We start from the raw sequence: 20,542 nt of genomic DNA, 5'->3' as shown, positions 1-20,542 counted from the left end.
GAAGCCGTCGGCCTTGATCGTTGGGTGACGCGAACGAGGGTTGACTAAGCTGCCTCTCGTTCACGGAGCGGCTTCGACGCCGGACTTTAGCCGCGAGGCCGTCGGAGCTCGTATTTTGGGCCAGCGTTTGAAATAAACACTGCTTGCCAGACGTCGACTTTCTTACGTGGCGCGATCCTAGAGTATACCGCACGAGAAAATGGTTGAATGAGGTCGTGGATATCGTCAGGGATTTCGTCCGCGACGTCGGAGACGATCGGCATATCATACGCCTTGGTCATCGCCTCATCAGTCGTATGAAGTCGCAGTACCCTTTCACGCATTTCGTCCGGACTGGGGGGCTCTGTGAGCGCAAATTCGGATAGTTCCGTGGCGAACGACGTGGTGCCCGGCCCTTTACTTCCCGGTTGGGTGATTGAGAAACGACTTGGACAAAACAGATCAGAGAGGGGTCGGAACAGGTGCGACAAGGCGTCGAGGTTCTTGTGCTTGGTTTTTACACCCTTTGACGTAATGCCTGCTTTGACGATCGCTTCGACGTGGTACCCACCCGCAATGTTGACGCCGTCGATGTGAAATTTCCCTGCGGATCGGCTCAGCTCCGTTGTGGCGAGGGGATTGTAGAAAATGTACATCGGATAGGTTGGCGTTCGAGCTTTTCTAGCGGTCGCGCAGAGGGTCTCTACTTGTAGGCCAGTGGCCGTACGGGGCCTATAGTCCAAGTGCTCGTATCGATGGACTTTCCAGTTCTTGCTTGTGCCCTCGGCCCGTTTTGCTTGGAGCAGAATACGGAAGCTCCGTGACCGGGCAACGTCAACGAAAGTCCACTGCATGTCCGCGCCGGTAATAAGCTCGTTTGGAAATCGAACGCGCACGAGCGGCGAACTGGCACTGAAAATGCCAGACATGATCAGGTCGGTGACGGTTTCCTCGCGAAAGCTGCGTCCCATGGACCGGCTGTGATCGAGAAAACCTTCGACATACCCGGGAATCGAAAGTGAGAACTGGCACAACATCGGTGATGACCTGTGTAAGCTTGCTTGTCTAGTTCGGATTAAAACGGCCGCTTCCCGCTGAGGAGATCAGAAAGACCTCATCAATGAACTGATCTTTTCGCATGTGGACCGTCCATAGTGATCCGCGGGCCACGGCGAATGTGCGAACCTGCTCGTCGTAGTACAGTTGAATGCGGATGTGACGGAGGTCGATATCGCAAAGCTCCCTTAACAGAAGACACAGCTCTTCGGCCACGCCAGCACTGCAGACTTCAGCTTCTGACAGAACTTCTAACAGCGCGTCCGGCTGAAATGAGCGTAAATCGCCATCTCCTGCGGTCTTCAACCACAGGCACGTTGTCAGGAACGACTTCTCTGGGTCGTCGTTCTGGACGGGGCTCAATAGGAGTTCCCCGGGGTTGGACAGGTCGGGCAGTAGGGATGTTTTGGACGTCAGTTTCATGGTGGATGTATAAAGCCTCGGCGGTTAATCGCGTCTGAATTCATGACCCCAATAGCCAAAAGCCTGCCCGCTTTGCATTCCCGTGACGTCGTTTTGGCATTCGTTGAACGCTTAAATGAAGACCCTAATTAATCAAAGATATCAATAATTTACTTGACAATTGCTCAAGCCTGTTGCTTCTTCGTTCCCATGTGATTACCTAAGCAGGTGGGCGATGGGAGCTATAGACGAAGAAATGGTATTGCCGGAGTTCGCGAAGGCAATGACGTACACCCAGTTGAGGCTGGCGCGACTAGGTCTCGCGACCGAGTTTGGAAATTTAAAGCAAGCTTGGGACGAAAGCGTTGTAGCTCTCGACTTCAGTCGTTTTGGGGCACGCCTGGCTTGCCTCATCCCGGGTATTCTCAGGGCAGTAGCTGAAAGCCATCCGGGGGTGGGGAAGGATTTGACTCAGACCACGGATGAAGCGTCGCTACTCCGGCTAGCGGTACAGGGGATCAAGACCGACGAGGAAGCCGCTGCAACGGGTTGGTACGCCGACGACGCGTTCGCATATCTCAGCGGCGACCTCGAGAGCCTTCATCAGTATGAAGACCATGACAATCTGGTGAGGTATGGCGAGGATGAACCATACTTAGGGGAAGACGGAGAACTAGCATTTGCCCCTGTGGCTGAACCTATCGAGTTCTGGACCATTCTATTCGAGTTAGACGCTTTCCTTACGGGCCTGATAGATACTCGAATACGGATCGGGGGGGCGATGTGATTGCAGCCTCGCTTGTCGCTTGGACCATCTTCACCGCTCAACGGAATGATCAGTGAGATTAGCAGCCGTGGCATGCCAATTCCAAGCATTAGAGATCGCGCGTTCATGCCGGCTTGGCGCGACCTTTGAGGGGTAATGGCTAGGTCCGGTTGAAGCACGCTGGTTCGCTTACCCCGCCAGTTTCTGCATCACCTCGTAAACGTCCTTTTTGATGATCGTGACCGTCGGGCGCGCGGTCTTGCTCAGCGTTAGGCCTGTAGGTCCCGGTATTAAGTAGGAGCGATCCGTTGTGAGGCTCTCGAGCCAATCTCGGAAGGGCTTGATCAGCACGTAATCAGGTTCGCCGCCAACGATTGCCTCGCCCGCCGGCGTCGATGCCGTGTCTGGGGAGAGCGACGGCGCTTTATGTCCAAGTTGTTCTCGGAGCTCTACATTTTCCAGATAAAGAGCGCGGACTGCGTCCTCGAGCATTTGGATCACCATGTCCGCCTCGGGGCCGCCAGATTTCCTTTTGCTTCGCTCCTTGAGCAATCCTTGAGCGAAGATATTAACCAGCTGTGTATGGGCGTCTTTCCAGATGGCGATCATATTGCGATACCGATTTTTCAGTGTCTGAAAAGCGACCGTGATTGCGCCGGATTCGCTCCCGTATTTGATCAAGGCGTGGGCGTCCGGGCGAACAAGTGCTTTGATGTCACTCAGGAACTTCTGTGAAAGCTCGTGAATTGCGACGTAGTTTGCCGTGGACTTCTTGAGCTTCGGGTTCGACGATTGGGCGTCGATTATCATTTGGGATCGGGATCGGGCATGCTCGAGAATTGTTTCCCTGTTGACTTCGAAACTTGGAGCGCCGGTCGGTTTTTCGGACATTAGCTTTGTTCCATCTGGGTTGGCTGTCTGCTCGGCAGGGAAAGTCTTTGAAGTCGAAGCCCCTTGGCGAAAATGTCGTCGGCTGTGCCGTGAGGCAATAACTGCTCTACGGTGATGGCACGCTGCTCGTAGGCGAGGAGGGCTTGCCTCTGCGCCACCGCTATGATCCGTTGCACAACATACAGGGTGTCGCGTTCCTGCTGCTGGGGTGTTCGAGGCGTCATGCTCACCGGCTCGTATCCAGCAGTGATAGCTATGGTGTTGACGAAGTCGGTCATCTCCCTGGTGACCAGTGGATCACGCAGGCTACGATATATTTCGGCGTTTCCGGCTAGCAGCGCCAACTGCTCAATGGACGATACGTTTTCGAGTTGGAGGTCGGAATGTTGCGACGCAACGAGGTAATTCCCGGGTTCGCCGCCGTGCATACGGTTCCGCTCGATCTCTTCGAACTCATATAGTAACCGCACAGCTTCGGCACAGGTTTTGGCGAGGGGACCCTGCGCTGTCGCGATACTATGCTGCAAGTTCTCGATCCGAGTGATTTCCTTTTTGATATCGCGATATCGTCTTTCACTACTGTCGAGACTGTCCAATTGCTCCGTAAGAGCCTCGACCTCGGAGGAGAGTTCCATGACCCGCTTGTTCATCTGACCGATCTGGAACAACAGGTAATTTCCGCGGGCCCATATCGCGTGTGCGTAAGCGGGTCCTGTAAGATGGTGGCGACACAGTAGGCAGTTTTTCTCGCCGCCCTCCACCAGTTTCTTGTCAGGACTACCATCCTTGCATCTCATTCCGGCAAATGGGCATATTCCGAGATCATGTTCCTGCCATATCCCCCTTGACGCCATTGCATTGTCCAAGGCGTCGTCGGAACTAAACACAAAGTGCTCACGTAGACCATCTCGGTCCATATCTCTCGCGCGGCCGAAGATATCCGCACGGATACCATCGAGATCGCCGGTGGAAAGCCCTTCAAACTTCTTCGCGAGGTAAGAAGCCGTGTGTTTGAGGTAGTAAAAGGTCTGGAGAATTGTTGCGTGCCCGGCGAAAAAGCGGCTGACGATATCGGGTGGAAAACCCGCCTGCAGCAGGACCATGATGCCCGCTACTCGCATGCCATGAGGCATGTAGACAGCCCTCTCGACTTGTTTCCCCGTTTTCGACATCGTGACGAACTCTTCGCGGTCATCCGGCGACGCGGTTGCGTTCCATCGATTTTGTGCCTCGAGCAAAAGGTCGAGCCAGAAGCGAATGTACTGAGTGTACTTGATCGGATCGACCCCGATGCGATCTCGGCCTCCAGGCATCCGAAAAAGCGGGAATACGACGGGAAGTCGGTCTTGTGCACCCTGTTCCGGATCATTGCTGTCGTAAATTAGCTGAACCGGGCCTCCAATCGGATTCCAGGTTTCCTGCCAATTCCGAAGTTGGAAAAGTAATGCGTGTAGCCACGCGTTCTGCCAGGGGACGACAAATGGTGGAGAATGCTTATTAGTATTTACTTCGAACCCGACGACCGTTGGGCTGCATGCGTGCGCATAGCCGCAGATATCTCGTTCGCCCTTATCCTTCCAGTACCCAGCGTGTTCCCCGGTATTCGGCGTCCACTGAAGCGTCGTCCCGTCAAAGGTTTGCGTATCTCCTTCGCCGCTGTCGAACCGCCGAACCTGGATCGCTCTTAATGGCAACTCGAACATCGTCAGAAAGAAGATCGGCAAAACCGGGACGTATCGCTCTTCACCCTTCAATATCGCCTTGCATAACGGGTGTCGTCCCGGCCAACCATGCTCGCCTTCCAGCAGAATGGCCTTGACGAGTTTGTATATATGGTACGGCAGCGGCATAGCGTCCGCCTCGTCGAGTTTCTTATTTAGTCCCTTCGCTTTTCGCTCGCTCTTAAATCGCGCAAAATCTGCCGCAGGGATTAGGGGATGATAAGCGCGTGGTGGAGAAGGCTTGAACTGTTGGTCGACAAACGCTGAGAATCTGATCAGCATCGGGAACTCGTCGCTCTTGCATAGGGGTTTCAGCCCTTTTCGCGTTCGCTGTTCTTTGTAAAAACTATAGAAACTGATCTGTCGTGTTGCCCCAAGGAAATTGGCGGGCGAGGTGCAGCTGTCTCTATGCGCCGAAAGGTACCCGAACAAGTATCGGAGCGCGCTCCACGGAGCCTTGGAAAGAGCGTTTTCACCCTTTCTGAACTCCCTCCACAATTCAGCCCAGTGTTTCAAGTGGGACGGAGGATTTTCGAAGTTACGTTGAACATCGCCAATTTCGCTCTCTGTGCGCCTCGTCCGCCCCATCTCAATCATTTCTGCATCGTGGAAATATCCCCCAAGAGCGATGGAAATGACCTTGAATATTTTCTTGTGAACGTTGATGGTGGCTTCAGGGTAAAGATCAGTTCGTTTGAATGATTTCCTGCTTGGATTATAGTAATAATGAAGCCACTTACGCACTAAATCAGCATCTATATCTCCGAATTTTCTGCAACGGTGTGAACACATCAGCAGCCCGGCTACATGTACTTTGTATATCCGTTCGTATGAAATTTGGTTAGGCTCGCTCAATCCGCCCCAAATCTTTTGCGGCACACCGAGATCAGACAATAACTTGCAAAGCGCATTTCCAAGCTTGCTATTTTCAAGAAATACCTCTGCGATCTGAGACGGGATTTGACGACCTCTCTTGAAGACGAAAGCCGACGGTGAGAACGTCAGTTCACCTCTCTCCCAATACCTCAACAGCCAATTCGCTGAAATTAGACATTCATTGAGCTGGTTACGTGTAACAGCGGCATTTAGAGATATTTGTTTACGAGTCTTTTCAGTTATATTTTCCGATATCCTGGAAATATGATACAGAAATACATCTCGATCTTCTTCGTTTTTTACAAGGATTGAGGGACTATCATTGAACGATGCTGGCAATGGGCACTCTTTGAAGAAACTAAAAGGCGTCAGATGTCCGCGCGTTTCCGGGAGGCACGGCTTCCGCGTTTAACGTCGAAAACAAATCTCATGAGCGCTAGCCCCACGATCTGCGCCGCCCTGACAAAAGGGCCTCAGCAAAGGCGTGAAGCGACTGCTCTTTCGTATCGAATCTCATGAAATTGTCGTTCAAATCGCCATTCCTAATGCGTGACGCAGCCCTTTCGGCGAGGTCATGCACATCCTCCGGCTCAGGGATACTGTAAACTAGGCTGCTGAGGATCGACCTGTGATGCAAGATTCGTTTGATCTCGTCGGGTTCCGCTCCAAGCCGACGCCATGTCTTGCCGCAGTAGTGACGCATCCCGTGTGGTGTCGTGCCCAAGTACTTAGCTGGCTCGAAGAATTGCAATTGTCTGCGCACGCCGTAGCGTCTAACAGCCCTGCGGAAGGAAGCTGCGAATGCACCCGCCGTATAGGGATCACCGACAACAACACCAAGGTGAGGAATCGAACGTTCGAATACGAGCAAAAAGGGGTGATCTGTATAACCTAGCTCCCTCCGTTTTGACATCGCGGGCCCACGAACGTTCAAGACATAATTGACGTACGAATCGCGTACGAACTCCTCCGTACCTGGTAGCCACTCAATCTCTGTCCAGTCTTGGCCATTCAAACTGGGGCTTTTGAAACCAGCGTGGAACTTTCCACACTCCATCGTGCGTGGCAGCATCTGATATTGTTGCCAAAGCAGATCGCGTCGAGTGCGTCCATCGCCTGGCGCGACGTAAGTAGCCGGGTTTCTCAGAAAGGCCCGAAATCCGCCCTTCGAAAACTCGAAGTCATTGACCCACATATGGAGCTGTTCGGAGCTCCTTCCTGACGAAAGGAGCAATCGCGTGGCGAATTCGCCGGTTGCGTCGCGACGGCGCTTGTCGCTACCCCCCGATACTTCGTACGCTTCCTCGAGAAACCCTTTGGTTTCGGTTCGGGGAAAGGATTTTGTCGGCGTGACAATATACGGGGCTTTCTTCTCACTGCGTGGGGTTAGCTTCTCGAAGATCGGCGTTGGCTGGGCAACTTGGGGGTAGTTGGAACCCCTTTCATTGTGATGAGCAACATTGCTTACCCTCATGGCTTTCTCGGCATCTTTCAATGCGAGACGGAATGCTCCACCAAAGAGAATGGGGCAACGCGCTAGAAACGGATCGCTTGCGTCGAATGTTCGATCCCGCATGTGCGCTGCGAATCTGTCAAATGCCCGCCCCAGCTCTCGCACCACCTCTGCGGACTTGGGCTGCCAGTTCAACCCGCCTAGATCGCATCCCTCATACGTCTCGTTGCGTGAGCCCAGCAAAAGGCATCGTCCCAGAGTGACGAAAAACTGTTTGAGTTCATAGGGAAACCAGAGATGCGAAGCAGAAATCTTTAGTTCGGTCAGGAGGTCCCAAATGAGACCCATGATGGTGGGACCTTATCGATCTGCGTCACAGATTCCGTCGAAATCTCATTCGAATAGCACATAGCCGGCAGGTATGGACGCGTGACCGAGGGGTTATCGGGGTCTCGAAGCGTCAGGAGCGGCAGCTTTTGGGTGCTTCGGAACGGACTAGGTCTCCACACAATGCTGTGTCGGATGCCAGATGGACGCATCTTCAGCACACCAGAGCGAACATTGATTTGGATAGCACGCATCAGTATCTCACGGCACGGGGTCTCGACCGATCGTAGCTAGGTAGACCAGCGACTCACGATCAACTAAGATGTTTTGGGCATACAAGTCACAGCTCTCTTTTATGCTCCCTATCATACTCCCATTTTAATGCAATAGCGAACCATCCGATGGAACAACATAAACCGAATGCTGAGGATCACTCAGATTCCCCTACCAAGATTCTCCAGCGGCTCAAGCAGCGACGTCAGGCGCTCGAAAAGGAAATGAACAGACAGAATCTAAAATGGAACCGCGAACTTTCGGAGATTCAGGTATCGATCGCGGCCCTTCAGGGGGCTCTGGAAACGCTTGCCCCTCGGGGAAAAGAACGTAGAACGGGCCGAAATAGGCGTAAAAAACAGACGCTTAGCGGTATTTTGCGCGAAAAAGCGGTCGAGCAGCTTTCCATCGCAGAACGCCCCCTGCAGCGCACGGAGCTGCTGGAATTGATCACCGCAGCGGGGGTTGCCATAGATAAGAAAGACCCCGCGAAGTTTCTCAGCAGAGTTCTCTGGCGCGCACCGGAATTGGTGAATGACGGCGATGGCTACTGGCTGGCATCACGTCCAAAGCCTTCAGGGCGCTAAGTTCCGGAACCGTAGACAGAATCCCAATCGCCGGTTTCTTGAGGTCTTTAATTTGGAGTCTTTGATTTGGAGTACCGACATTCCGAGATGGCTGATGTCGTGATCTCTTGGAGTCTCGCATTCTCTGCATAATCAAGGTCCCATCCTACGGACCGGCGTCGGCCCGCCTTCCCTTCCGTCGACCGATCACGGCGGAGAAGACGACGTTGTGGTGCCGACATCAGCCACGTTGAATGCCTAGATTGCCCGTTTCCCTCTGCACCGCTGGTAATTTCGTAACGGAATCCTCGAGGAAGCATCTGTAACCGTCAGAGAATGATGAGTCGGACACCTCGGGCGGTTTGTGCGGCGTGAGAGGGAGTAAGTGGACCTTACAGCTGCAACGAGGCGGAAATGGCCGAGGTTGGCGCTCGGCCTTACAGAGAACAATCCGCAGCGACAAAGCAGCGCGGATGGCTCGCGCCGACACACCTCCGACTGGGCGTTAAGGACGATGGGGTTCGCGATCCCAGTGACCAAGCTAAAGCCGTATGGTCTCGCTGGCTCGACAAACTGACGGGCCAAAGGCCCGACTTTCTTTTGTATCCGTGCCGAACGGGCATGCGAAACTTGCGTCGCTAGCCCGAACGGCGCGTATACCAACACGGAATCCGCCTGGTCGGCGGATGCTTCACTATTAGGACATACCGGTATAGAACGGTATGTCCTTAAAAGAGCACCAGATTCCTAATCTGGGGGTCACGCGTTCGAATCGCGTCGGGATCACCACTGTTTTCGCTAGTAGACGAGGTTTTGGCGCTTCGCGCCAGCTGTCGCTATCATTTCTCGATTGACATTCCTTCCCCACACAATTCTTGCCTCGATTGCATTAGCGACATAGATTGCACGGCGTCATTGTTTCCCGGGGGACGTTCTATGCTTCGAATTTCGATGACGTTGCTTCTATGCTCTCTTGTAGCGACCGCATTGCCGGCATCCAGTTCGGCACGCAGCTGGCATTCCGATGATACTGCCGCCCTGGTCGGGGGCCTGCTGCTAGGCGGCATTGCCGCTTCAGCCGCCTCGCATGATCATGTACATCAAAACCAGTACATTCCTCCGCCACCGCCCTATCCGCCTCGCAGCGCGCCCTTCAGTCCCGCCCGCGACGTCATCTGCTATCCAAGGCAGGGCGCCTGCTTCAATCCCGACGGCGATTTTCTGCCGACCTGGACCAACCGGCTATTCTGATTGCGAGGAAACCGAGATGAGACGACTGGTAGCAGCACTCGCCGCATGCCTGGGAGCCGCTTCGCCCTCCTTTGCCGAAACCCCGACCAGCGGCTTCGTTCGCTTGCACGCGATCGACCTGCTGGAACGCGCGCTGACGCAGGAACAGCAGACCAAACTTCAACTTGTCGCCTACCAGACGGCGATTGCCGACGTCTGCCTGGGATTTACGCTCGACGGTGCAAAAATGGGAAAGGCCTTCGAGGCGCTTGCGCCGGCCGACGCGGCCAAGATGAGCGATGCCCAGAAGGACTATCACGACAAGCACATCCTGGTGATCTATGGCATTCTCGTCGGCGGTGAACTGGCCGCGCTGTCCGACGATCCGTCGGAAGCCTGCGCGGCGGCCGAGAAGGTCAAGGCCGACCCCGACTTCGCCGACCAGGTGGTCTGGCAATGAGCTGACGGGAGCACCCGACACCCGACGGCTCAGAGTCCAGACAGAAACGCGGCCAGTTCGTCGGTATCGACAGGCACCCGATGCCGCTCCTCCGGATACGCGCCGCCGGCAATGTCGGCGGCATATTCGCGGAATGCCGCGATCCGTTCCGCCTGGATGCGGTCGTATTCGGCGGCAAGATTGCGATAGACCTTGGCGTGGCGCGGATAGTGCCCGCGGTTGAGGCCTAGCACATCTTCGGAGAAGAGGTACTGCGCGTCGCATCCGCTGCCGGCGCCCATCGAGATCATCAGCATCGACGTGCGCTCCGAAATCGCCGCCGCCACCTCGGCCGGCACGACCTCGATCTCGGCGCTGAACGCGCCGGCGGCTTCCAGATCCTTCACTTGCCTATAGACGAAGGCGGCGGATTGCGCCGTCTTGCCCACGGCGCGAAAGCCGCCCGTCCAGGTGGAATGCGATGGGATGAGCCCGGTGTGCCCGCAGACCGGAATATATTCGTCACGCAACCGCCGGATCGTCTGCAGACTGGCTGCACAATAGACGGCATCGGCGGAGGCCGCCCGCATTTTCACGGCGGAGCGCAGGATCTCATCCGGGGTCGCACCGCTCTGGCCGTATTCGCCGCCGGGAATCGCAAAGCGCCCGGGGGCGGCATCACGAAATCGCGGATCGAAGAGGAGTTCTGGCGGGACGGAAATCAGGTCGATGCCGGCCGCCTCGGCGGCCTCGGCCTCCTCGAGTGACACGACGCGCAACATGCTGAGCTGCCGCTTGCCCTTCATCGACAGGAGATCATGCACAGTCGGTCGCAGTTGTTTGCCCATCACCAATACCTTGAGAATGCCACCGCCCGTCAGGCGGCCAGGAGAGATTTCAGTTTGACGCTGCTTGCGACCAGCGCGGCCGGATCCGGATGCGCGCGCGCCGCGATCAGCATCTCGGCAAGCCGGATATCGCGGGCGACGATGTTGCCGCGACCGATGCCGCTGGCCGCCAGCAGCCGGCCGGCCTGATCGAGATGAAAGAGAATGAAGGCGCCGTCGCCGAGGTCCCGGCGCAAGTGCTGGACGGCGCCCTCTGCCAGGCCGGCAATCTGCAGCGTTACGTCATATTGGTCGGACCAGAACCAGGGAACGGCGGACACGGCTTCGCCGAGCCCCATCATGTTGGCGGCGGCCAGAGCCCCCTGCTCCTGCGCATTCCGCCAGGATTCGAGCCGTACGCGGCGGCCGCCATAGATCGCCAGCGGAAAAGAGCAGCAGTCGCCGGCTGCGTAGACATCAGGCGCCGAACTGCGCAGAAATTCGTCCACGGCAATGCCATTGTCGATCTGGAGACCGGCGCGCGCCGCAAGCTCCGTATTCGGTGTGGCGCCAATCCCGACGAGCACGAGATCCGCGCTGATCGTGTCGCCATCGGCGAGGTGGATGATCGCCTTGCTACCCTCCTCGGCCATCGCCGTGATCGCGACGCCACAGCGGATGTCGACGCCCTCAAGCAGATGCCGCTCGCAGATCGCGCCTGCGACCTCCTCCGCCACGCCGCGCTTCAGCACGCGCTCCAGGCCTTCGAGAACCGTCACCTCGGTTCCGAGCGCGCGCGCCGTTGCGGCAAGCTCGAGGCCGATAAAACCGCCGCCGATGATCAGGATATGCTTTCCGGGCATCATCGCTTTGCGAAGAGCTTCCGCGTCCGCATGGGTGCGGAGCGCGCGGATGTGCTTGCTATTCTCGGCAATCCCGGGAAATGCCCGCGCGCGAGCGCCGGTCGCGAGCAGAATCCTGTCATAAGTGATGGAGCTGCCGTCGGAAAGCGTAACCGCCTTTGCCTCGGGATCAACGTCCTCTACCGTCACGCCGGTCAGCAGGCGGATGCCACTCGCCGCATATCTCTCCGGCTCGGCGATAAACTTCGGCCCCGCGGCCCCTCCAACGACCGCCTTTGAAAGCGGCGGTCGTTCATAGGGCGCAAGGGATTCGCTTCCAATCAGCGTGATCTCGCCGTCAAACTCTTTTTCGCGCAGGGCAAACGCCGCGCGTGCGCCGCATTCCCCGGCCCCGACGATGACGAAATGGGTCATGACGGCCTCCTCAGATGGAAATGAAGACAGCGCCGTCTTCGACCTTCACGGGGTAGGTAGCGAGGTTGACGCAGACCGGCGCTCCCTTGGCCTGCCCCGTCTTGTAGTTGAAGCGGCCATTGTGCTTGGGACACTCGATGATCTCGTCCATGACGAGGCCATCGGCCAAATGGACCTGCTCGTGGGTGCAGAGCCCGTCTGTTGCGAAGAACTCGTCATCCGGACTGCGGTAGACGGCAAACGTTCTGCCCTGATGATCGAACCGCATGACATCTTCCTCGTCGATGTCCTCGACCGCACAGACCTCGATCCAATTTCCGCTCATCTTGTCCTCCCATGCTTCATGTCTGGTGCTGCTCTATTGGGCGGCCGGCGCAAGCTCGGCATGGAACTCCTCGCGATAAGGCCGCGCTGTCGTTGGCAGCTCACGCTTGAGGAAATAGTCTTCGTTGCGCAGCTGGCGCAGGAACGCCGGGATCATCTCTCGATAGCCTGACCACATCGACGGGTTTGCCGCGGGCAGGTCGTGCTTGATCATGGCATGCAGGCGCGGCAACGCATGATAGGGCACCATCGGGAACATGTGATGCTCGACGTGGTAGTTCATGTTCCAGTAGATGAACCGGCTGATCGGATTCATATGGACGGTGCGGCTGTTCAGACGATGGTCGATGACATTGTCAGCGAGGCCACCGTGCTGCAGCAGGCCGGTCAATACGTGATGCCATGCCCCATAGAGCCGCGGCAGACCGATCAACACCAGCGGCAGGACAGACCCCATCGCAATAGCGGCGGCAATCGCCACGACATAGATGGCGAGCCAGATGCGGGCGATGAAGATGGCGCGCGGCTGCTCCATCTCGGGGATGAAGGTTTTCTCTTCCGCACTGATGACGCCGAAGGCATTGCGCAGCATGTCCACCATGGCATGCCAGACATCGAGAATGCCGAAGAAATTGAGGATCAGCCGCAGCAGATCCGGCGGGCGCATCACGGCAATTTCGGGATCCCGGCCAACGATCACCGTATCGGTGTGATGGCGCGTATGGCTCCAGCGCCAGGTCACCGGATTGCGCATGATCATGAAGCAGGCGATCTGATAGACCGCATCGTTCATCCAGCGCGTCTTGAAAGCTGTGCCATGACCGCACTCATGCCAGCGGCTATCGGATGCCGAACCGTAAAGCACTCCATAGGCAAGGAAAAAGGGCACACAGAGCCAGGAGCCCCAGAAATAGACGCCAAGCCCGGCAAGTAGAATCATCGCACCGAGCCAAATGATCGTGTCGCGAATGGCCGGCGCGTCGGAGCGCTGCATCAGCGCCTTCATCTCCTTGCGCGGAACCTCGGTGTGATACCACTCGGCGGCCGCCAGGCCCATATCGACGGCCGTCCGGCCGCTTTCGCCGAGCAGGCTATAGTCCCGCTTCCTCGTCTGATCCGCCATCGCAACCTCCCGCATGTCATTCCTCCCGGCCTGTGCAGACGAGAGTATGTTGACTTTCACCAAGCGACAATGCAGCCTTGATGTATTCTATCAAAACCCATCATTGCGACACCTCTCAATGATGGATTCTTGCAAAGGGCCGACGGTGAAGCGACCAACGATCCAGGATCTGGCGGATGCCTCCGGCGTCAGCGTAGCAACAGTCGATCGCGTGCTGAACGGTCGTCATCGCGTTCGTGAGGAGACGGCGCGAAGGGTCTATAACGCAGCTGCCTCAATCGGCTACCATGCGGTCGGCCTGCTCAGACAGCGCGTTTTTCAGGATCTCCCGCACCATCGGCTGGGCTTTCTTTTGCAGCGTCCGACGCAATCCTTCTATCAGACGCTCGCCCGCGAAATCGAACATGCCGCGCATGCCCACACAACGTCTCGCATCACCGCTCAGGTCGAATATGCGACGGCATCGACGCCGGCCGCGATAATCGAAACCTTGAAGCTTCTTGCCAGCCGCAACCAGGCCATCGCCTTGGTCGGCCCCGACTATCCTGCCGTCGCCGCCGAAGTGGAAGCGTTAAAGGCCAGGGGAATCCCGACCTTCTCGATCCTGTCCGATCTCGCAAGCGGCGTGCGGCAGGGCTACGTCGGATTGAACAATCGAAAGGTCGGTCGCACCGCAGCCTGGATGATCGCAAAGGCCGCCAAGCGGCCAGGAAAGGTCGTCTGTTTCGTCGGCAGCCACCGCTACCACGGACACGAGTTGCGCGAGATCGGCTTCCGCTCGTATTTCCGCGAGAACGCTCCTGAGTTCGAAGTTCTCGAGACGCTGATCAATCTCGAAACGCCCGAGATAACCCATGAGGCCACCGTCAATCTCCTCAAGGAACATCCGGATCTGGTCGGATTCTACGTCTGCGGTGGCGGAATGGAAGGCGCGATCTCTGCTGTGCGCGAGGAGGGCCTCGCAGGCAAGCTCGTCGTCGTCGTCAACGAACTGACGCCGGATTCGCACTCGGCCCTCGCCGATGATGTTGTGACCATGGCCATAGCCACGCCCGTCAAAAGCCTATGCAGCGAACTGGTCACCTTGATGACGGCATCCATCGGATCAGAAGGCGACGCTGTCCCCGGACAGTCGTTTCTGCCGTTCCACATCTACACTTCAGAGAATATTTAGCTGCCCTCAACCAATTTCGACTGCGCTCGGCCCCTTCAGGTATGCGTCAGTTTTATGACAGATAGTAAGCAACTGCTGCGGTGAACTGAAGTTCGCCCGTGCGAACAACAAGACACCGAAGGCCCCCGCCTCTTGAAACGACAGTCGCCTTATCGGCCACAAATTGGCAGCATTTCGCTGTCCGCCATCACGGCGCTCTATCTCGTCCTGTTCACCAACCGGACTTTCTGGGGAAAGGTTCACGCCTACCTCGGCGCGACACCGATCGCGGTCGCCGCCCTCTACCTCGCGGTATCTGTTCTGTTCGTGGCCTTTGCCACGGCCTTCTCGGCAAAGTACGTCATCAAACCGGTCCTGATCTTCCTCGTTCTCGCGGCTTCGCTTGCCGCGTGGTTTACCGACTCCTTCGGCGTGATTGTCGATTCGGACATGATCCGAAACGCGATGGAAACCACACCTGCAGAAGCAAATCACCTGATCACGCCGGATTTCCTTTGGCATGTCCTTCTGTTCGCTGTCATCCCGATCGTGTTGATCCTGTGGGTCAGGGTGGTTCACCGCCCGGTGCTGCAGAAGCTCTGGTGGAACAGTGTGACGATCGTCGGCTGCCTCGTGATATTCGGCGCCGTCGCGGGCGTCTACGCCAAGGAATACACCGCGGCAATCCGGCAGCACCGCGATATCGTTAAGAGCCTGAATCCCGTCACCCCGATCGTTAGCACCACACGATACTTCATCCAGGCCCGCAAGGAAGCGCGGCTTGTCGTCAAGCCGCTCGGCACCGACGCCAAAGTCGTTCCAGTCATGGACGCCCACAAGCCGCGCGTGACGATCATCGTTGCTGGAGAGACGGCAAGGGCGATGAACTTTTCGCTCGGCGGTTACCGTCGCGACACCAACCCCGAGCTTCGGAAGCAGGGCGTTACCTACTTCCCGCAGACGACGAGCTGTGGCACTGCGACGGCTACGTCGATCCCTTGCATGTTCTCGCAGTTCACGCGCGCGAACTTCACCCACACGAAGGGTATGGAGAACGAGGGCTTGATGGATGTCCTCGCCCACGCTGGGATCGATGTGGCCTGGTTCGACAACAACACCGGCAGCAAGGGCGCCGCAGCGCGCATCAACTTCGTCAACCTCGCGAATTCGACCGACCCACGTTTCTGCAAGAACCGTGAATGCCAGGATGGCATCTTTTTCGACAAACTGGACGCATGGCTGAACGGCGTGACGAAGGATAGCGTGCTTGTGCTGCATCAGATCGGCAGCCATGGGCCAGCCTACTATCTGCGCTATCCAAAGGAATTCCGGAGGTTTATGCCTGAGTGCGAGACGGCCGAGCTAGGGAAGTGCAAGGACGATGAGATCGTCAATGCCTATGACAACTCGATCCTCTACACCGACCATTTCCTTTCCACCGTCATCGATAGGCTCAAGGCCCGCAGCGACAAGATCGCCAGCGGATTGATCTACATGTCGGATCACGGCGAGTCGCTCGGCGAAAAGGGTCTCTACCTTCACGGCACACCCTACATCCTTGCTCCCGAGGAGCAGACACACGTTCCGTTCCTCGTCTGGCTCGACCCCGATTTCACGGCTTCGATGGCGCTCGACAAGACATGTCTTGGCCAGTCGGCTGCGCAGCCCACATCCCACGACAACCTGTTCCACAGCGTGCTCGGGATGATGAATGTCTCGACATCCGCCTATAACGCGAAGCTCGACGTCTTTGCTGGATGCAGGACAGGCCGGACCTCCTAGCTAGGAGCGCGCCGCCCACGAAAGACCGCGACGAAGAATGAGGCGCATGTAAGGGTGATCGAACTCGCTCGCGACATGGCCAAGTGCCGTGTAGAACACGCGTCCCGCGCCGAAGTGGCGCTTGAAGGCGACCGGCATCGTGACGTTGCGGGCGGCCGCATCATACTTCCCGGAAAAGCTCGTCGTCGCCAGAATATCGACCGACGGATCATAGTGAAGATAATATTGCTCTGACCGGTAATCGAAATCGGGAATACCTTCCATCACCGGGTCGTGCTGGCGCGTCACGTTGACGCGAAAGTCGATGATGTTGCCGGGATGGGCGACCCAGGTAACGCCGGAGACATAGCGGAAGGGCGCACTTTCCTTGAACGAGGTCGCAAGCGCCCCGTGATGTCCGCCGAGGCCGAGACCGCCACGCACGGCCTCCACCAAGCCATCGGCATGCGCTTTCTCGAGCTTCTCGCCGGTAATCACGGGCACAAGCAAATCGGCCTTCGCGATCGCGGCCGAGCCAAAGATGTCCAGCTCGGGGGTCACCTCGACGGCAAAACCATCGTCTCGCAACAGTTCGGCGACACGGTGCGCACAGGCTTCAGGTTCATGACCGCTCCAGCCGCCCCATACGATAATCGCTTTGCGCATACCCACCTCCATTTGCAAATGCATCAAGCCACGGCGTTGAAACAGGTGGCCCTATCTTTACCCTTTACGACAGGAGCGGCGACACAAGCCAGTGCCAGGCGAGGAGATCACATTTTCTGACAGCCATCGGAAGTCGGAACTTTCCGACCTGTACGGCGTTTGAGGCGTAAAAGAGAGGAGTGCTCGACATGCGTATGAAGCTGACGTTGCTTGCATTCGCATATCTTGTTGTCAGCGGCCTGCTGCTCGCAACCGCCTACAAATCGACAGGGCCAATTACCACGCCGAAGACGGACAGAGTGGCCGTTTTCGAAATGGAACGCTTCGCTGGCTGAGGGTTAGCTACGCTATCTTGATATCATTGCGCACGGGTCGTGTTCCGGCGATGGCTCGTGCGACGGCCGTTGCGCGCTCGATTTCTGCCGCGGTGGCAACCAGGCCGGTCAATACAACAGCGCCATCATCGAGCGTCACGTTTACATCCGCAGCGTCAATCCCACCAGCGACAGCCAGAGCATTCGCCACGGCCTCCTCGAGCGCTGCATCCTTGTCAGCCCCGGACTCCGGCTCATAAGGCTCGCCAAAGAACGTCGGTTGCTTGAAAACCATCTGCCTTCCTCCTGCTTCGACCATAACAAAACGCGGCAATCAGCCAGTTGGTTTCGCTCCGCGGCAAGAGATCGCTGACGAAGGCAGTGACATCCTGCTGGGCGTCAGATTTCTGCTGCGCCGCACACTTGCCGCCTATTTCAATCCCCTGTACAGCCAGAGCCAATGCAAGTGTTTTGGCGAAATCACCGATGATAGCAGGCGAAAGCGCGCCGAGGCGCCTTAGTATTTTTGGCTCAACCGGCTCGATCGGACAAAATACGCTCGACGTTGTCGAGCAATTGGGCGGACGGGACTGCTACGAGATCGCTGTCGTCACCGGCAACGAGAACGTCCAGTTGCTGGCGCAGCAGGCAAAATCGTCTGGCGCCAGGTTTGCGGTCACCGCAAGCGACGACAAGTATCACTCGCTGAAGGAAGAACTGTCCGGCAGCGGCATCGCCGTGGCTGCCGGCGTATCGGGCCTGGCGGAAGCCGCGGACCTCGAGGCGGATTGGGTCATGGCCGCCATTGTCGGTACGGCCGGACTGGCGCCGACGCTTGCCGCGGCCCGTAAGGGCGCCACGATTGCGCTCGCCAACAAGGAATGCCTGGTGTCGGCCGGCGATCTGTTCGTCGATGCCGTGGCGAAGGGCGGCGGACGGCTGATCCCGGTCGACAGCGAACACAGCGCGATCTTCCAGTCTCTGGACGAGGATCAGCGGCACGCCGTCGAACGGATCATCCTGACGGCTTCGGGCGGTCCGTTCCGCACCTGGTCGCGCGCCGACATGGCGAATGTGACTGCGGCGACGGCGCGAGCGCACCCCAACTGGTCAATGGGATTGAAGATCTCGGTCGGCAGCGCCTCGATGTTCAACAAGGCGCTGGAGATGATCGAGGCGAAGCATCTCTTCGGCGTGCGGCCCGATCAGATCGAAGTAATCGTGCATCCGCAGTCGATCATCCACTCCATGGTCGGCTACACCGACGGGTCGATCATCGCGCAGCTCGGTTGCCCCGACATGCGCACGGCGATCGGCTACGCGCTCGACTACCCGCGCCGACCAACATTGAATGTCGAGCGGCTGGATTTCGCCAAGCTCTCGCGCTTGGACTTCGAGGCACCTGACGAAGAACGCTTTCCGGCACTGAGGCTGGCGCGCACCGCGCTGGAGCGCGGCGGACTGCAGGGCGCCATCATGAACGCGGCCGAGGAAATTGCGTTTCATGCCTTCGTCGAGGAACGGATCGGTTTCCTTGCGATGGCCGATATTGCCGAAGCGGTGATGGACAAGATGATCGCAACCGGCGAAGCGACGACGATGGACGACGTCTTTGCTGCTGACGCCGAGGCCCGCAGGCTTGCCGCAGAACTGGTAGCCTTCAACGAAAAGGCCGCCTGACGGCGGCCTTGCTTTCCCAAATAACGCGAACCCTTAGGCCACGTGCCGGGCCAATGCACAGCGCGACCAGAGCGAATGCAGCGCCTCGACCAGATGTTCGATGTCCGTATCGCTGTGCAGCGGCGTCGGGGTGATGCGCAGGCGCTCGGTCTTCTTCGGCACCGTCGGGTAGTTGATCGGCTGGACGTAGACACCGCAATTGTCGAGCAGCAGATCCGAGATCCACTTGCACTTGGCGGCATCGCCGACCATCACCGGCACGATATGGCTCGGGTTCGGCATATGCGGAATGCCGCGCTGATCGAGCAGTGCCCTCAGCTTGCGGACCCGCTCCTGATGCCGCGCCCGCTCGAACGGGCTGACCTTCAGATGCTGGATCGAGGCAACCGCACCGGCGGCAAGCGCCGGTGGCAGCGCCGTCGTGAAAATGAAGCCGGAGGCGAAGGAGCGGATGAAGTCGCAGAGCGCCGTCGAGGCAGCGATGTAGCCGCCCATGACGCCGAACGCCTTGCCGAGCGTGCCCTCGATCACCGTCAGGCGATCCATCAGGCCTTCGCGCTCGGCAATGCCGCCGCCGCGCGGTCCGTACATGCCGACGGCATGGACTTCGTCGAGATAGGTCATTGCACCGTACTTGTCGGCGAGATCGCAGATTTCCTTGATTGGCGCGATATCCCCATCCATCGAATAGACGGATTCGAACGCGATCAGCTTCGGCGCCTTCGGATCGGCAGCCGCCAGCTTGGCTTCGAGATCGGCGACGTCGTTGTGCTTCCAAATCACCTTGTCGCACTTGGCATAGCGGATGCCTTCGATCATCGAGGCGTGGTTCAGCGCGTCCGAGAAGATGATGAGGCCGGGGATCTTGGCACCGAGCGTACCGAGTGCCGCCCAGTTCGAGACATAGCCCGAGGTGAAGATCAGCGCCGCTTCCTTGCCGTGGAGGTCGGCCAGCTCGCGCTCAAGCAGAACGTGGTAGTGGGTGGTGCCAGAGATATTCCGGGTGCCTCCCGCACCCGCGCCACAGTGATCAATGGCATTCTTCATTGCCTCGATCACTTTCGGGTTCTGGCCCATGCCGAGATAGTCATTGGAGCACCAGACTGTGACGTCCTGCGGGCCGTTCTCCGTGTGTCGCGTGGCGCGCGGAAAGCTGCCGCGGTGACGCTCAAGATCGGCAAAAACGCGATAACGGCCTTCCGTGTGAAGCCCATCCAGCTCGTTTTTAAAGAACGCTTCGAAATCCATCATCTGCTCCAGTATCGTGCGAGCGTTTTTTTGCCAACGGACGCGCGCACGTCAACCCTTTGCCCTCGCTTTACCATTAACTGCGTCAAAAGGCCCATACTCTTGAATTATTTTAATTCGAAAAAGCTCATTTTGAGGCAGATGGCAGAAAAATGCGAGGCAGCTTGCCTGCCTCGCATTTGCGCGGGTT

Annotated in this window: 20 protein-coding genes; 8 read left to right on the top strand and 12 right to left on the bottom strand. The window is 57.6% G+C overall.

What is annotated here, in order from left to right; genetic code table 11:
- Positions 1-86 precede the first annotated feature (86 nt).
- Both FHT76_RS14755 and FHT76_RS14750 read right to left on the bottom strand, forming a co-directional pair.
- The gene (locus tag FHT76_RS14755) at positions 87-1,016 is read right to left on the bottom strand and encodes a DUF6615 family protein (RefSeq protein WP_259185638.1); all 930 of its coding nucleotides are present in this window, start codon (positions 1,014-1,016) and stop codon (positions 87-89) included.
- A 28-nt stretch (positions 1,017-1,044) separates the two neighbouring features.
- The gene (locus FHT76_RS14750) at positions 1,045-1,398 is read right to left on the bottom strand and encodes a hypothetical protein (RefSeq protein ID WP_259185637.1); all 354 of its coding nucleotides are present in this window, start codon (positions 1,396-1,398) and stop codon (positions 1,045-1,047) included.
- Positions 1,399-1,672: 274 nt separating this feature from the next.
- On the opposite strand from FHT76_RS14750, the gene FHT76_RS14745 reads away from it, so the two are divergent.
- Positions 1,673-2,224 (top strand): hypothetical protein, encoded by a 552-nt coding sequence (locus tag FHT76_RS14745; RefSeq protein ID WP_259185636.1) that lies wholly within the window; start codon positions 1,673-1,675, stop codon positions 2,222-2,224.
- Between the two features lie 168 nt (positions 2,225-2,392).
- On the opposite strand, the gene FHT76_RS14740 is transcribed toward FHT76_RS14745, so the two are convergent.
- The 3 genes from FHT76_RS14740 to FHT76_RS14730 all read right to left on the bottom strand — a co-directional run bounded on the left by FHT76_RS14740 (position 2,393) and on the right by FHT76_RS14730 (position 7,492).
- A complete protein-coding gene (locus FHT76_RS14740; RefSeq protein WP_259185635.1) occupies positions 2,393-3,013 on the bottom strand; it encodes a hypothetical protein in 621 nt (206 codons plus the stop codon).
- Positions 3,014-3,093: 80 nt separating this feature from the next.
- Positions 3,094-6,030 carry an integrase family protein gene (locus FHT76_RS14735; RefSeq protein WP_259185634.1) on the bottom strand — a complete coding sequence of 979 codons (2,937 nt, stop codon included), beginning with the start codon at positions 6,028-6,030 and terminating at the stop codon, positions 3,094-3,096.
- A gap of 97 nt (positions 6,031-6,127) precedes the next feature.
- Positions 6,128-7,492 carry a hypothetical protein gene (locus tag FHT76_RS14730; protein ID WP_259185633.1) on the bottom strand — a complete coding sequence of 455 codons (1,365 nt, stop codon included), beginning with the start codon at positions 7,490-7,492 and terminating at the stop codon, positions 6,128-6,130.
- Positions 7,493-7,872: 380 nt separating this feature from the next.
- Between FHT76_RS14730 and FHT76_RS14725 the strand changes: the two genes are divergently transcribed.
- The 3 genes from FHT76_RS14725 to FHT76_RS14715 all read left to right on the top strand — a co-directional run bounded on the left by FHT76_RS14725 (position 7,873) and on the right by FHT76_RS14715 (position 10,000).
- On the top strand, positions 7,873-8,331 hold the full coding sequence (locus FHT76_RS14725; protein ID WP_259185632.1) for a hypothetical protein: 459 nt from the start codon (positions 7,873-7,875) through the stop codon (positions 8,329-8,331).
- Between the two features lie 915 nt (positions 8,332-9,246).
- Positions 9,247-9,561 carry a hypothetical protein gene (locus FHT76_RS14720; protein WP_183755230.1) on the top strand — a complete coding sequence of 105 codons (315 nt, stop codon included), beginning with the start codon at positions 9,247-9,249 and terminating at the stop codon, positions 9,559-9,561.
- Positions 9,562-9,577: 16 nt separating this feature from the next.
- Positions 9,578-10,000: a hypothetical protein gene (locus tag FHT76_RS14715; RefSeq protein WP_183755229.1), complete on the top strand. Its 423-nt coding sequence runs from the start codon at positions 9,578-9,580 to the stop codon at positions 9,998-10,000.
- 29 nt (positions 10,001-10,029) lie between these two features.
- Here FHT76_RS14715 and FHT76_RS14710 read toward each other — a convergent pair whose 3' ends face one another.
- The 4 genes from FHT76_RS14710 to FHT76_RS14695 are packed head-to-tail and all read right to left on the bottom strand — an operon-like array spanning position 10,030 to position 13,530.
- On the bottom strand, positions 10,030-10,827 hold the full coding sequence (locus FHT76_RS14710; protein ID WP_183863670.1) for a 3-methyl-2-oxobutanoate hydroxymethyltransferase: 798 nt from the start codon (positions 10,825-10,827) through the stop codon (positions 10,030-10,032).
- 29 nt (positions 10,828-10,856) lie between these two features.
- Positions 10,857-12,083 (bottom strand): NAD(P)/FAD-dependent oxidoreductase, encoded by a 1,227-nt coding sequence (locus FHT76_RS14705; protein WP_183863671.1) that lies wholly within the window; start codon positions 12,081-12,083, stop codon positions 10,857-10,859.
- Between the two features lie 10 nt (positions 12,084-12,093).
- On the bottom strand, positions 12,094-12,408 hold the full coding sequence (locus FHT76_RS14700; protein WP_016556536.1) for a MocE family 2Fe-2S type ferredoxin: 315 nt from the start codon (positions 12,406-12,408) through the stop codon (positions 12,094-12,096).
- A 33-nt stretch (positions 12,409-12,441) separates the two neighbouring features.
- Positions 12,442-13,530 carry a fatty acid desaturase family protein gene (locus tag FHT76_RS14695; protein WP_183863672.1) on the bottom strand — a complete coding sequence of 363 codons (1,089 nt, stop codon included), beginning with the start codon at positions 13,528-13,530 and terminating at the stop codon, positions 12,442-12,444.
- A gap of 145 nt (positions 13,531-13,675) precedes the next feature.
- Between FHT76_RS14695 and FHT76_RS14690 the strand changes: the two genes are divergently transcribed.
- Positions 13,676-14,704, top strand: a complete 1,029-nt coding sequence (locus tag FHT76_RS14690; protein ID WP_183755225.1) for a LacI family DNA-binding transcriptional regulator — start codon at positions 13,676-13,678, stop codon at positions 14,702-14,704.
- A gap of 132 nt (positions 14,705-14,836) precedes the next feature.
- Positions 14,837-16,465 (top strand): phosphoethanolamine transferase, encoded by a 1,629-nt coding sequence (locus FHT76_RS14685; protein WP_183863673.1) that lies wholly within the window; start codon positions 14,837-14,839, stop codon positions 16,463-16,465.
- Here FHT76_RS14685 and FHT76_RS14680 read toward each other — a convergent pair whose 3' ends face one another.
- Positions 16,466-17,110 (bottom strand): ThuA domain-containing protein, encoded by a 645-nt coding sequence (locus FHT76_RS14680; RefSeq protein ID WP_183863674.1) that lies wholly within the window; start codon positions 17,108-17,110, stop codon positions 16,466-16,468.
- Positions 17,111-17,298: 188 nt separating this feature from the next.
- Here FHT76_RS14680 and FHT76_RS14675 point away from each other — a divergent pair, with 188 nt between their 5' ends.
- Entirely contained in the window at positions 17,299-17,445 is a 147-nt protein-coding gene (locus tag FHT76_RS14675; protein ID WP_183863675.1) for a hypothetical protein, read from the top strand.
- Positions 17,446-17,452: 7 nt separating this feature from the next.
- Here the strand turns inward: FHT76_RS14675 and FHT76_RS14670 are convergent, their stop codons facing one another.
- Entirely contained in the window at positions 17,453-17,719 is a 267-nt protein-coding gene (locus FHT76_RS14670) for a BON domain-containing protein (RefSeq protein WP_183755222.1), read from the bottom strand.
- A gap of 191 nt (positions 17,720-17,910) precedes the next feature.
- On the opposite strand from FHT76_RS14670, the gene dxr reads away from it, so the two are divergent.
- Positions 17,911-19,104, top strand: coding sequence for a 1-deoxy-D-xylulose-5-phosphate reductoisomerase (gene dxr / locus FHT76_RS14665; protein ID WP_183863676.1), 1,194 nt, complete (start codon positions 17,911-17,913; stop codon positions 19,102-19,104).
- A 33-nt stretch (positions 19,105-19,137) separates the two neighbouring features.
- Here dxr and hemA read toward each other — a convergent pair whose 3' ends face one another.
- Positions 19,138-20,352 (bottom strand): 5-aminolevulinate synthase, encoded by a 1,215-nt coding sequence (gene hemA / locus FHT76_RS14660; RefSeq protein WP_183863821.1) that lies wholly within the window; start codon positions 20,350-20,352, stop codon positions 19,138-19,140.
- Positions 20,353-20,542 lie beyond the last annotated feature (190 nt).

Source organism: Rhizobium sp. BK176, assembly GCF_024808055.1.
Note: the sequence above shows the minus strand (reverse complement) of the source record. Positions and strands in the feature narration are given on the sequence as shown.